Consider the following 11,811-nt stretch of genomic DNA (forward strand, 5'->3'; position numbering starts at 1 on the left):
TGCCTGTGCGGAAAGGCGGGAAACCCCCTACCCTTCGATGCCTGCTCTAGGGGCTGCGTCGTTACGCCATCCCCCATACAACATATGCTGCATGCGGCGGGCCTCTGCGGCAAGTGCTAATTCGGGGATAAGTCCAATAAGTTGTGGAGAAGTCCACAGGATGTGGTGAGCGCAAATAGTGCCACAATGTATGGATAAATTCACCTTAAAAACGAATTTCACTCAGAGCGGCAAAAAAACTGCGCTGCAAGGGCATCACCCGCGGCACAGAACGCCGAATGTTCATCGCCCAAAGACGTCTATTTTTTGAGCAATCAAACCGATACGCGCGGCGTCCTTGCTTCTCTGGTTCAAAAATATCTCGGGGGAGTCGCCTTTTGGCGACGGGGGCGGCGCCGCCACTTTTTCGTCGATGAAAAAGGGACGATGCGTTGACGCATCGCCCCCCAATCGGATTGGCGCAGCCAATTCGAAATCAATAGCCTCAATTCAACGAGGTCATGAAATCATTTACCTCTGTCAAAGAGATATAGGTCTGCTCTTCAATGCCACTGTCCGAGAAGACCCATGTCACGGCAGGGGCCGATACATCGCCATTCTTGTCGAACTGCACATTGCCGGTCGCACCCTGATAAGACACGGTGCCACCGCCATCGAGCACTTCTTTCGCCTTGGCAAAACCCGCCACATCGGCAGTCACTGGCGTGCCGTTAGGGTCTGTGATTGACCCGACCTTAGAGGCAATATCCGCACCGGTGGCATCTTTACCCGCCGCATGCATCGCCATCAGCGCAATCATCGTTGCGTCATAGCTGTTGGCCAGACCCGGACCATTAGGTGGGCCGTCAAACTGTGCGGTGTAGGCTTCGACAAACGCATCTGCCGAGTCCGTGCGTGGAGACGCGGTGTCAGTGCCGGTAAAGTTCGCAAGATACTGCATGCCGACATTGTCTTTGAACTCGTCAGACTTGAGCGCGTTCGCTGCGATCATGTTTTGCGACCCACCTAGCGAAATCCATTCGCGCACCACTTGCGTGCCCTCTTTGGGATAAAGCGCCATGTAGATTGCATCCGGGTTGCCCTTGAGAGCCTCCGTCACTTCGGCGCGGTAGGAGGCCTGCGCATCGTTGATTGCGATTGAGGCGGTCACTTCGATGCCAAGTGCAGCCAGATCTTCGGCGACCAGACCGCCAATATCCTGACCCCAATCGTCGTTTTTGTAGAAGACAGCAACTGACTTGTAGTCCTTTTCCTGCGCAACCATCGCGCCAACCGCAGCCTGTACGCCTGATGTGGCAAAGGTGCGGTAGAACAAGCCTTCGGTCTTTCCTTCCTCGGACAGCGCCGTAAACGCGGTTGAGGACGAACAACACGACATCTGCATCACGCCCGCTGGCACCGTAACGGATGTCAGGATCGGCATGGATACGCCCGACGAAACAGCGCCCAGCAAAAGCTGCACACCATCCAGATCGACCAACGCTTTGGCCGCATCGACACCAACTTTCGGGTCAACCTGCGTATCGCGCAAAACCATTTCGATGTCACAACCCGCAACGCCACCAGCCTCGTTGGCGATGTCCACGGCATACTGCGCAGTGGCAGCGATGGGTTTGCCCCAGTCCACCGAGGTCGGCAGCACCGCACCGATCTTGGTCGTACAGTCTTGTGCCGCAGCGTCCGTGCCTATGCTAGCAAATCCCGCCGCAAGGCCCAGTGCGAGGGCTGATGTCTTAAGTCCGTTCATATCCGTTACTCCCTGTTCTTCTGTTTTTGGGTCACTTTTTATTTTCCTTTGGCCGATTGTGACACGACCAGTTTTTCCGGGAACAGCCCCTGTGGTCTCCACATGAGCATCCCAACAATGACAAAGCCGATCAGCACGAACTGGATCGACCCAGTATAAAGCTGGACCTCTGTGGGGGCAAAGCGCGACAGCGCCCAGCCACTGGCGGTCCAAGCGGCCCAGATCAGGAACGTGCCCATCACCGCGCCTTTGTTGTTGCCCGCACCGCCAACGATCAGCATCGCCCAGATTTGAAAGGTCAGGATCGGCAGCACGTCTTGCGGGCTGATGAAGGCATAAAAAGTGGCGTAGAGTCCACCAGCAAGGCCCATGATCACCGATCCGGCGACAAAGGCTGTCAATCGGATGCGCGACGGGGATTTTCCCAGCGATTGGGCAGCGGTCTCGTCTTCGCGGATGGCGCGCAGCAAGCGGCCAAAGGGGGACTGGATCAGTCGTTCGAGGAACAGGTAGGTGGCGATCAGCAGGACCAAGACCAACGCGAAAAAGGCCAAGTTGTAAGTAAAGCCGTTGCCCAGTGCGTCCCGTAGGGGCCGTTGAAAGCCCCGAATGCCTTGCGCGCCGCCGAGCCAGTCGGAATTGCGCATAACGTTCTCGAAAGCGACGGCCACACCAAAGGTGGCGATGGCTAGATAGTCGTGCCTGAGCCGAAGCGTCAGCAAACCAACAATCCACGCAACGATCCCAGCGATGACCATTCCGCCTGTCAGGGCCAGCAGGTACGGCAGGTCGAATCCGCCCAATTGCCCTGCTTGAGGTGTCCCTCCAAGGATCAGTGTCCCATAGGCCCCGGCTCCAAAGAACGCGACGACACCGCCGTTGAATAATCCGGTGTTGCCCCATTGCAGGTTAAGCCCCAGCACAGCAATTGACAGGATCGACGCAACGGTCGCGAAGAAGACCAGATACGACAGCAGACCGATCATGTGCGCTCCTCGCCGAACAGCCCATGTGGGCGGACGATCAGAACCGCGAGGATGATCAGGAACGGCACAGCCGGACTATAGCCGGACGGGAGGACAACAAGCGCCAGGTTCGAGGCAAGGCCAACGATGAAACCACCCAGCACTGCGCCATAGATGCTGCCGATTCCGCCCACAATGGTGGCTGCAAAAATCGGCAGGACAAGGTCGCGCCCGAGCACCGGATTGATCTGATTGGTGAGGCCATAAAACACGCCCGCCGCTGCCGCCAGCCCGCCGCCAATGAGCCAGATCAGGACGATCATACGGCTTAGGTTGATGCCCGACACCTGCGCCAGCGTTGGGTTCTCAGCCACCGCGCGCAGCGAATAGCCGAATGTCGTGCGCGACAAGACCAAGTGAAGGATCAACATGATCAGCAGTGCAGCGATCAGCGTGAACACCTGATCGGGTTTGATCAGCAAGAACGGATCGCGGCTGACCACGATGGCGAAGACGATGTCTTGTGAATAAAGCTTGGGGCTAAGCCCGAAAATCAGACCAAGGATATTGCGGATGATCATGGCGACACCAAAGGACGCAAAGACCATCGATAATTCGCCGCCCTTTGCGCGCACCCGTTTGAACACCAGTTTGTCGATCAGCACTGCCGATAACCCGGTAAGAGCCATTGAGATAAGGATTGCGATCGAGAGTGACCAAGTCAGGCTGAGCGGCGCGATGGCTATCGACAACCCGGGATAGATCGCACCAAACAGGCCATCGAACACCAATGCGGCATAGGCACCGATGGACAGCAGTTCGGCATGCGAGAAATTGGCAAAACGCAGCATGTGCATCGCCATCGTCAGTCCAATCGCGCCAAGCGACAGGATCGAGCCGACCAGCACTCCGTCCACAAGGTTCTGGATCATGCCGGTGTCACCCGTTTGCCGCCAAGATAGATTTGCCCAACCACAGGATCGTTCAGCAGATCCTGCGCCGCCCCGTCCACTTGGTTGCGACCATCGGCAAGAATATAGCAATGATCTGCAAGCCGCAGTGCCTGTTTGACGTTCTGTTCCACCAACAGAATCGTGACGCCTTGTTCGGTAAGCGACTTGGCGTATTCCAACACTTCTTGTGCCGCTTTCGGTGACAGCCCGGCAGAGGGTTCGTCCATCAGGATCACCGATGGGTTAATGGCGAGCGCCATGGCGACGGCGAGGAACTGGCGTTGACCACCTGACAACGCACCCGCCTTTTCAGACTGCTTGTCAGCCAAAGCGGGGAATTGCGCAAATAGCGCATCGCGGCGTACGCCTGCCTCTTTGCCGGCGTTACGCAAGACCAGGTCAAGGTTCTGACGGATCGTCAGCGACCGGAAGATGTTGTCCGATTGCGGAACGTATGCCACGCCCAAGCCGCCCATCCGATCGGCACGGGGGTTGGTGATCTCGTTTCCGTTCAGATGCACCATCCCTCCCGACACAGGGACCAGCCCGGCGATTGCTTTGATCAGAGTGGATTTTCCCGCGCCGTTGGGACCGATGATAACCGTGACCTTTCCCGTTTTGGCTGTCAGTGACACGCCTTTGAGGATCGGCAAATCGGGCACATAGCCCGCGACGATGTTGCGTGCGGCCAAAGCGTCGGTCATTCGGCCTGTGCCCCCAAATAGGCGTCCAGCAGAACTGTGTTGCTTTGCGCCTCGTCTGCCGTGCCTTCAAACACCTTGCGGCCCTCGGCCAGTGCAATCACAGGGTCGCAATGTTGCATGACAAAATCCATGTCGTGTTCGATGATGACAAATGTTTTGCCGTCGCGGTTCAGCTCTTCGATCTTTTCGATCAAGGTTTTGGTCAGTGTGGGGTTCACCCCAGCTGCGGGTTCGTCAAGCAGGATCAGCTTTGGATCGCCCATCAAAATGCGCGCAAGTTCCAGCAGCTTCATCTGCCCGCCCGAGATTTGACCGGCTGCGTTGTCCGCAAGCGGAGCAAGCGTGACGAAGTCCAGCACCTCAATCGCCCGTTTGCGGATCGCGGTTTCCTCATGGCGCATCTTAGCTGCCCCGAAGAACGGCCCCCAAAGACGTTCGCCTACCTGCGCCATTGGGGCCAGCATGACGTTTTCCAGAACGCTCATTTTGGCAAAAGGGCGCGGGATCTGGAATGTACGACCTAGACCGAGGCTAAAGAGTGCATCAGGTGCCAGGCCTGTCACGTCCTGACCATCAAGCCGGACAGTGCCACTGCTTGGTTTGAGCATTCCGGTCAGCACATTGAACAAGGTTGTTTTGCCCGCACCATTTGGGCCGATCAAACCAGTGATCGTGCCGGGCTGAATATCAAGCGATACATCATTCACCGCGCGGAATTCGCCGAAGTCTTTGCTGACGTTTCGGATGCTCAGAATTGGGTTAGCCATTGGCACCGTGCACCGCGTCGTCGGGATTGGTGTTCAGGTTGTACTTCATGATCCGCCCATGTCGACTGGTCCGGTCCCCTTCGAGTGAATAGACGTCGCCGTTCGGGCCATCTGCCTTGTCTAACTCGGCGTTAAGCGTTGCGTGGTCTTCGTCGTCCAGCGCAAAGGCAAAAGTCTGAAGCGTTTGCGGCAGATGCCGTGCGTAGCGCGCGCCAACAATGCTTGCGGCGACCTGCGGTTGATCAAGCACCCAGCGTGTCGCAACAGCCGAAAGCGAAACGCCGTGTTTGTCACCAACGGTTTTCAACGCATAAAGCAAGGCCTGGAAGCGGTCCCAAGGACCAAACTCGTCGATTATCAGGCGATATTTGATCAGGCTACGGTTTTCGAACTCAAAACCGGGATCAGGCTGATCCAGCCATTTTTCGGTGATGAACCCACCGGCAAGGGTGCCGTAGCAGATCAGATGCACATCGTTCTGCGCGGCCCATGCGCTCAGCCCATTGGCGGGGCGGCGGTCAAGCACGGAATACTGGATTTGCGCCGAGGCGATATCAAAACCTGCGTCGACAAACCGCTGCATCGCCTGACGGTCCCAATTCGTGGTGCCAAGATTCTTGATCTTGCCCTGTTGTTTGAGGTCTTTGAGAACGCCTAAAGAGTCGACCGCGTTGCCAAGTTTCAGATCCCACCAGAAGAACTGCACCAGATCAAGCTGGTGGATCTTGAGTCGCTGCAGCGACCGGTCGACGATGGCCATCACCTCATCAGGGCGAAGATCGCCAAGGCGAGTGAGGTCTGGTACCAATTTGGTATGCACACAGACGCGGTCAGCCATCGCGGCACCGCGGCGCGCGCGCAGATCAGCAATAAAGTCACCGATCATTTCTTCAACACCGGTATAGATATCGGCACAATCAAAGGTGAAAAGCCCGGCATCAACAAAGGCTTCCATGTCGCGAATTGCCTGCGCGCGGTCCACCGGCCCGTGATCGCCAGCCAGTTGCCAACCGCCGCGAATGACACGGGAAATGGTGTGGCCGGGACGCAGATTGGTAGTTTCAACGCTCATGTCTTGTCTTTCCAATAGGGTGTCCCGCGCTGATCCGGCAGGCCAGTCGTCTCGGCATGAGAGAACGTACGTTTGGCCGTGCGCGTGACGCGAAACCGTCCGCCGCAATTGGGATCGGGGCAGGCAATCTCGGCATCGGTGGACATCCAGTCATTTGGCGAGGTCGGGCGCTGCTTGGCGGGCAGCAGCGGCAACAAGGCAGCAAGCGCGTACATGGACACCTTTTGCTGCCCATCGAACACCAGCAGCTCGCCCTCGACGCGGAAGCTTTCGCCTTCAACGTGGCGGCATACGGAGGTGCGGTCGCCCACAACAGTTTCAACGCGCAAATCGTATAGCCAGAAATCATCCGCGTTCTGCGCCGCGCTCATCGTTCCCCGAATGCGCGGTGTCGCGCGTTGTTCCCTATTGTTAACCATATGGTTGCGAGGTTCTTTCGGGCTTGTCAAACGGGTTCGGGGCGGCAACTCATGGGGAAACTGCCGAGAGGACCGCCTGTGACTACGCCCGACACCATCGCCTTGAGTGACCAATTGACGATCCGCCGTGCGCTGGTTGGGTTGTGGCAGGTGGCCGATATAGAAAAAGACGGCGACATCATCGACCCTCAGGTGGGCGCGGATCATCTTTCAGCTTATGCCGCGGCCGGGTTCGACACGTTCGATATGGCGGACCATTATGGGACGGCCGAAGTGATCACTGGAGCGTTGCTGGCGCGGGGCACAAAAGCGACCGTGGGCACCAAATGGTGCCCTGTGCCCGGGCCAATGACGGCAGACGTGGTGCGCGCTGGGGTACAGGACCGTTTGGATCGGTTGGGTGTGGATCGCGTCGATCTGTTGCAATTCCATTGGTGGAGCTTTGAACACCCAGCGTGGCTTGATGCGCTGCACGAGATGGCCAAACTGCGCGAAGAAGGTTTGATCGGAGAGATTGGCCTGACCAATTTTGACGCGGCGCACCTACATCTGGCGTTGGCCGACGGTATTCCGATTGTTAGCAATCAGGTGCCTTGTTCCCTCTTGGATCGTCGCGCGACCGGATCATTGTCCGATGTTTGCGCGCAATGGGGTGTGAAGCTGCTGTGCTACGGCACGTTGCAGGGTGGCTTTCTATCAGAGAAGTGGCTGGGGCAGCCAGAGCCGGCGGATATCACTGACTGGAGCAAGATGAAGTACAAACGCTTCATCGACACGGCAGGCGGTTGGGACGCCTACCAAACTGTGCTGCAGGCGGCGGCGGATGTGGCCGCGAAACATGCCGTGTCGGTTGCCAATGTCGCAACCCGATGGGTGCTTGAGAACGAAGCGGTGGCTGGTGTGATCATTGGTGCGCGGCTGGGCGAAGCCCGGCATACGGACGACAACCTCAAACTGTTTCAGTTCACGCTGGATACGGAAGACCATGCGCGCTTGAGCAAAGCCTTTGCTGCCACAATCCCCCTACCCGGCGATTGTGGCGATGAATACCGCAAGCCGCCATTTCTCACAGCCAGCGGCGACCTAAGCCATCACCTAGATACGATGCCGTTGGCCGTTACAGTCGAGAGCGTGCCGGGCCGACCCGGTGAAGAGCGCGTGCTGTCGGGCAGCGAATGGGAGGATATCGCGGGCTATTGTCGGGCGCATCGGATCGGCGACCGCGTTCTGGTGTCTGGCACCACTGCAACCGCTGGCATCGACCGAGCCGTCGCGCCGCAAGATGCAGGTGCTCAGACAACATTCATCCTCGACAAGATCAGCGCAGCACTGACGGCGCTTGGCTCTTCGATCGAGGACGTGGTGCGCACGCGTGTCTATCTGAGTGATGCAGAGGATGTGCTGGCAGTATCAAACGCGCATGGGCGTATCTTTGCAGAGATAAAACCGGCGAACACGTTGTTCCAAATCGGCCAGTTGATTGGCGACTACAAGGTCGAGATCGAGGCCGAAGCGATCCTCCGGCCCGATTAAACCCGCTTATTTCTGGGATGCTTCCAGCGCATCAAGCCGCGCTTTAAGCATTTCGTTTTCTTCGCGCGCTTTCATCGCCATGGCGCGAACAGCGTCGAATTCTTCGCGGGTGACGAAATCGCGATCCGCAAGCCAACGGTCCACCAGCGATTTCATCGCGGTTTCTGCCTCGTCTTTCGCGCCCTGAGCAACGCCCATCGCGTTGGTCATCAGTTGCGAGATATCTTCGAATACCTTGTTTCGGGTTTGCATCTATGCCTCCGGCGTTTGCTTAACCTTTATATGGGCCTCTGACATGTTGGGCACAAGGTTGACTTCGCCGCAGACCAATGAACATCTGCGGTCATGTCGACCGGCCTGCCCTTTCCCAATGTCTCGCCAGAGCTGTTTTCAATCTCGATCTTCGGGATGGAATTCGCCCTGCGTTGGTACGCGTTGGCCTATATTGCGGGCATTCTGATCGGCTGGCGCATCGCGGTGTCTGCGGTGAAACGCGCCGAGCTTTGGCCGGCGAACACGCCACCAATGCGACCTGAACAGGTCGAGGAATTGCTGACCTGGGTGATCCTTGGGGTCATACTGGGCGGGCGGCTTGGCTTCGTACTTTTTTACCAACCCGGATACTATCTGCAAAACCCGTCAGAGATTATCGCCGTTTGGCAGGGGGGTATGGCGTTCCACGGTGGGCTGATCGGAGTAATCGTTGCTGCGCTGATCTATTGCCTCAAGGAAGGCCTGCCCTTGCGACCCACCGCAGACATGATGGCGATGGCTACGCCGCCGGGACTCTTGCTGGGGCGGGTCGCGAATTTCATCAATGCAGAGCTTTGGGGTCGACCGACTAATGTGCCTTGGGGCGTGCAGTTTCCCGGCAAAGCCGCGCAATCCTGCGGACAAACGCTTGGGGAAATCTGTGCGCGACATCCGTCACAGCTTTACGAAGCGATGCTTGAGGGGGTTTTGCTGGGTGCAGCTTTGCTCTGGCTTGCGTTTCGGCGGGGTAAGCTCAAGACACCGGGCAAAATCGTTGGCGTGTTTGTCACGGGCTATGGTGCCGCGCGGTTCTTAGTCGAATTCTTCCGCCAGCCCGATGCGCAACTCGTGTCCGCCGGAAACCCGTTAGGTTTGGCGTGGCAAATGGGCAGCTTCGGTCTGACCATGGGGCAGATGCTGTCGGTTCCGATGATCCTGATTGGCCTTTACCTCTGGGCAACAGCACGACGCGCATGACGAAACTGGCGGACATATTGCGCAGGCAGATCGCGGCAACGGGGCCGATGACGCTGGCGCAATACATGTCGGCGTGCCTGCTGCATCCCGAACATGGCTATTACACAACGCAAGACGCGCTTGGCGTCGATGGAGATTTCACGACCGCACCGGAAATCAGTCAAATGTTTGGCGAACTGATCGGACTTTGTGTTGCGCAAGCTTGGATGGATCAAGGCGCACCGGATCGGTTTGCTTTGATCGAACTCGGTCCAGGGCGTGGAACGCTGATTGCAGACGTGGTGCGCGCAACAGCAAACGTGCCCGGTTTTCATGCGGCTGCAAACCTGCATCTGGTCGAAGCGTCAGATCGCATGCGCAAGCTGCAAACATCGGCCCTGCCCGCGCAGCAACCTGACTGGCACGACACAGCGGAAACCCTGCCCGAAGACATGCCGATCTTTGTGATCGCGAATGAGTTTTTCGACGCCTTGCCGATCCGCCAATTCCAGCGCGACAAAAAAGGGTGGCGCGAGGTCGTGGTAGGGCTTGGTCCAGATGACCAAATGCAACGCGGATTAAGTGATCCGGCGCCAATTGATGCGCTGCAACACAGGTTGGACGATACGGAACCCGGCGCGCTGGTTGAGGTAAACGCGCATGCAACTGCCGCGGTGGATGCGCTTGCTCGTCGGATCATGGCGCAGGGCGGAATGGCTCTGTTTCTGGATTATGGTGGTTGGCATTCTGATGGTGACACGTTTCAGGCGGTGCGTGCCCATCGCCCGGTTGATCCGTTTGCTGAACCGGGACGCGCTGACTTGACCGCCCATGTCGATTTCGAAGCTTTGGCGCGCGCCGCTTTGATTGCCGGCTGTGCGGCCAGCCAATTGACCAATCAAGGTGTATTTCTGGAAAGGCTTGGGATTACGCCGCGCGCACAGGGGCTGGCTAAAGGTCTGAGGGGACCAGAACTCGAGGCGCATGTTGCTGCACATCGACGGTTGACCCATCCCGACGAAATGGGTTCCTTGTTCAAGGTGCTGGGCCTTTACCCCAGCACCGAGTCGCCCCCGCCCGGACTGGACCCATGACGCTAGAAATCATCACGTCAGACAGCCTTGGCCCTCTTCGCCACGGGTTCTTTACCCGACGGGGAGGTGCGTCGTCCGGAGTATTTTCCGGGCTGAACTGCGGATCGGGATCGTCTGACCAATCTGAAATCGTCGCAATCAACAGATCGCGGGTCGCCGAGGCGATGCAGGTCCCAAACGCGCACTTGGTGGGCTTACATCAGGTCCATTCCGCCAAGGTCGAAATTGTTGACGGCCCCGGCACCACACCTAGACCACAGGCCGATGCCATGGTCACGGACACCCCGGGCGTTGCCTTGGGTGTGCTGACAGCGGATTGTCAGCCGGTGCTCTTTGCCGACCCTGACGCAGGAATTATCGGTGCTGCGCATGCCGGCTGGCGCGGGGCGCTGGACGGAATTCTTGAAGCGACAATCGACGCAATGGTCGAGCTTGGTGCCGAACGCGAGGAGATCACCGCAGTGATCGGACCGAGCATCAGCCAACGCGCGTATGAGGTCGGGCCAGAATTTCTTGAGACATTTCTGGTCGAGGATCCGCAATATGCGCGATTTTTCGTCAACGGAGCGGATGACAAGTTTCATTTCGATCTGCCCGGCTTTGGACTGCACAGATTGCGCAGCGCCGGTGTAACGGCCGAATGGACGCGGCACTGCACCTATTCCGACCCGGATCGCTTTTATTCGTATCGGCGCGCAACGCATGCCCATGAGGCAGATTACGGTCGCCTGATATCGGTCATTAGGTTGTAAATCAGCGCGACAGCATTTGCACGATGCCCAAAATCAATCACGACAATACACCGGGATTGTCCACGTTTGGTCACAAACGCGCCCAAATGCGCGAGTTATTTAGGGACAACAAAATAACAAAACACCCACCGGAGCAGTCAAATGTCGCGCACTTCGAAATTCATCGCCTCTGTCACAGCAACCTCGAAAGAAGAGTTGCCAGTTCTTCCGTTCCAGCGCGGTGCTGCACGCAAAGCAATGTTCGCGCGGCTCAAGGCTGAAGCGGCCAATCAGCCGCTGCGCAAGCGCGCCTAATCACGCAATACAGAAACAGCCTACAGCCACATTCTTCCCCAATTGTGGCAGCGCTGTTCAGTACACTTCGACAATTCCCCCATTGTCACAGAATTGGCCGCGACTTTGCGGCCAATTTTCGTTGTTTTTTGACGAATCAAACGATTTCAACCCATCTTTGATCCTACGAAATTGCACCGTCCTTCTGGTGTTGTTGGTGGGGGCCAACTCGGATGTGACCTAATGTTAAGGAACGTCTGATCTACCGTCTTGGCTACGCCGATTTCGGTGCAATCGGGCTTTGATTGAGCAGACAGGGGCCG

13 protein-coding genes are annotated in these 11,811 nt (G+C 57.5%); 5 read left to right on the forward strand and 8 right to left on the reverse strand.

From position 1 onward, the window contains the following. Positions 1–484: 484 nt before the first annotated feature. The 7 genes from ACTG4M_RS00870 to ACTG4M_RS00900 are packed head-to-tail and all read right to left on the reverse strand — an operon-like array spanning position 485 to position 6,627. Positions 485–1,747: an ABC transporter substrate-binding protein gene (locus ACTG4M_RS00870; protein ID WP_439121736.1), complete on the reverse strand. Its 1,263-nt coding sequence runs from the start codon at positions 1,745–1,747 to the stop codon at positions 485–487. A 38-nt stretch (positions 1,748–1,785) separates the two neighbouring features. Beyond that, a complete protein-coding gene (locus ACTG4M_RS00875) occupies positions 1,786–2,733 on the reverse strand; it encodes a branched-chain amino acid ABC transporter permease (protein ID WP_439121737.1) in 948 nt (315 codons plus the stop codon). Then, the gene (locus ACTG4M_RS00880; protein ID WP_439121738.1) at positions 2,730–3,644 is read right to left on the reverse strand and encodes a branched-chain amino acid ABC transporter permease; all 915 of its coding nucleotides are present in this window, start codon (positions 3,642–3,644) and stop codon (positions 2,730–2,732) included. Before ACTG4M_RS00880 ends, ACTG4M_RS00875 begins: the two co-directional genes overlap by 4 nt. Continuing rightward, positions 3,641–4,369, reverse strand: coding sequence for an ABC transporter ATP-binding protein (locus ACTG4M_RS00885; RefSeq protein ID WP_439121739.1), 729 nt, complete (start codon positions 4,367–4,369; stop codon positions 3,641–3,643). The genes ACTG4M_RS00880 and ACTG4M_RS00885 overlap by 4 nt, the downstream gene beginning before the upstream one ends. Next, positions 4,366–5,136 carry an ABC transporter ATP-binding protein gene (locus ACTG4M_RS00890; protein ID WP_439121740.1) on the reverse strand — a complete coding sequence of 257 codons (771 nt, stop codon included), beginning with the start codon at positions 5,134–5,136 and terminating at the stop codon, positions 4,366–4,368. The genes ACTG4M_RS00885 and ACTG4M_RS00890 overlap by 4 nt, the downstream gene beginning before the upstream one ends. After that, positions 5,129–6,208, reverse strand: a complete 1,080-nt coding sequence (locus tag ACTG4M_RS00895) for an aldo/keto reductase (RefSeq protein ID WP_439121741.1) — start codon at positions 6,206–6,208, stop codon at positions 5,129–5,131. The genes ACTG4M_RS00890 and ACTG4M_RS00895 overlap by 8 nt, the downstream gene beginning before the upstream one ends. Further along, a complete protein-coding gene (locus tag ACTG4M_RS00900; protein ID WP_439121742.1) occupies positions 6,205–6,627 on the reverse strand; it encodes a TIGR04076 family protein in 423 nt (140 codons plus the stop codon). Before ACTG4M_RS00900 ends, ACTG4M_RS00895 begins: the two co-directional genes overlap by 4 nt. A 78-nt stretch (positions 6,628–6,705) precedes the next feature. Between ACTG4M_RS00900 and ACTG4M_RS00905 the strand changes: the two genes are divergently transcribed. Further along, positions 6,706–8,160, forward strand: a complete 1,455-nt coding sequence (locus ACTG4M_RS00905) for an aldo/keto reductase (RefSeq protein ID WP_439121743.1) — start codon at positions 6,706–6,708, stop codon at positions 8,158–8,160. A 6-nt stretch (positions 8,161–8,166) separates the two neighbouring features. Here the strand turns inward: ACTG4M_RS00905 and ACTG4M_RS00910 are convergent, their stop codons facing one another. Continuing rightward, entirely contained in the window at positions 8,167–8,412 is a 246-nt protein-coding gene (locus ACTG4M_RS00910) for an accessory factor UbiK family protein (protein WP_439121744.1), read from the reverse strand. A gap of 93 nt (positions 8,413–8,505) precedes the next feature. Here ACTG4M_RS00910 and lgt point away from each other — a divergent pair, with 93 nt between their 5' ends. The 4 genes from lgt (at position 8,506) to ACTG4M_RS00930 (ending at position 11,509) form a co-directional block, all read left to right on the forward strand. Further along, on the forward strand, positions 8,506–9,390 hold the full coding sequence (gene lgt / locus ACTG4M_RS00915) for a prolipoprotein diacylglyceryl transferase (RefSeq protein ID WP_439121745.1): 885 nt from the start codon (positions 8,506–8,508) through the stop codon (positions 9,388–9,390). After that, entirely contained in the window at positions 9,387–10,463 is a 1,077-nt protein-coding gene (locus ACTG4M_RS00920) for a class I SAM-dependent methyltransferase (protein ID WP_439121746.1), read from the forward strand. The genes lgt and ACTG4M_RS00920 overlap by 4 nt, the downstream gene beginning before the upstream one ends. Continuing rightward, positions 10,460–11,215, forward strand: coding sequence for a peptidoglycan editing factor PgeF (gene pgeF / locus ACTG4M_RS00925; RefSeq protein ID WP_439121747.1), 756 nt, complete (start codon positions 10,460–10,462; stop codon positions 11,213–11,215). The genes ACTG4M_RS00920 and pgeF overlap by 4 nt, the downstream gene beginning before the upstream one ends. Before the next feature lie 141 nt (positions 11,216–11,356). After that, positions 11,357–11,509, forward strand: coding sequence for a hypothetical protein (locus tag ACTG4M_RS00930; protein ID WP_439121748.1), 153 nt, complete (start codon positions 11,357–11,359; stop codon positions 11,507–11,509). The last annotated feature ends 302 nt before the right edge of the window (positions 11,510–11,811 follow it).

The organism is Marivita sp., from assembly GCF_965656765.1.
Classification (GTDB): Bacteria; Pseudomonadota; Alphaproteobacteria; order Rhodobacterales; family Rhodobacteraceae; genus Marivita.

Bases quoted from the DNA above. Each gene is read 5' to 3' on its own strand.
- ACTG4M_RS00910 (WP_439121744.1), bottom strand. From the start codon at position 8,412: ATGCAAACCCGAAACAAGGTATTCGAAGATATCTCGCAACTGATGACC.
- ACTG4M_RS00875 (WP_439121737.1), bottom strand. From the start codon at position 2,733: ATGATCGGTCTGCTGTCGTATCTGGTCTTCTTCGCGACCGTTGCGTCG.
- ACTG4M_RS00920 (WP_439121746.1), top strand. From the start codon at position 9,387: ATGACGAAACTGGCGGACATATTGCGCAGGCAGATCGCGGCAACGGGG.
- ACTG4M_RS00900 (WP_439121742.1), bottom strand. From the start codon at position 6,627: ATGGTTAACAATAGGGAACAACGCGCGACACCGCGCATTCGGGGAACG.
- ACTG4M_RS00890 (WP_439121740.1), bottom strand. From the start codon at position 5,136: ATGGCTAACCCAATTCTGAGCATCCGAAACGTCAGCAAAGACTTCGGC.
- ACTG4M_RS00885 (WP_439121739.1), bottom strand. From the start codon at position 4,369: ATGACCGACGCTTTGGCCGCACGCAACATCGTCGCGGGCTATGTGCCC.
- pgeF (WP_439121747.1), top strand. From the start codon at position 10,460: ATGACGCTAGAAATCATCACGTCAGACAGCCTTGGCCCTCTTCGCCAC.
- ACTG4M_RS00930 (WP_439121748.1), top strand. From the start codon at position 11,357: ATGTCGCGCACTTCGAAATTCATCGCCTCTGTCACAGCAACCTCGAAA.
- ACTG4M_RS00870 (WP_439121736.1), bottom strand. From the start codon at position 1,747: ATGAACGGACTTAAGACATCAGCCCTCGCACTGGGCCTTGCGGCGGGA.
- ACTG4M_RS00895 (WP_439121741.1), bottom strand. From the start codon at position 6,208: ATGAGCGTTGAAACTACCAATCTGCGTCCCGGCCACACCATTTCCCGT.
- lgt (WP_439121745.1), top strand. From the start codon at position 8,506: ATGTCGACCGGCCTGCCCTTTCCCAATGTCTCGCCAGAGCTGTTTTCA.
- ACTG4M_RS00880 (WP_439121738.1), bottom strand. From the start codon at position 3,644: ATGATCCAGAACCTTGTGGACGGAGTGCTGGTCGGCTCGATCCTGTCG.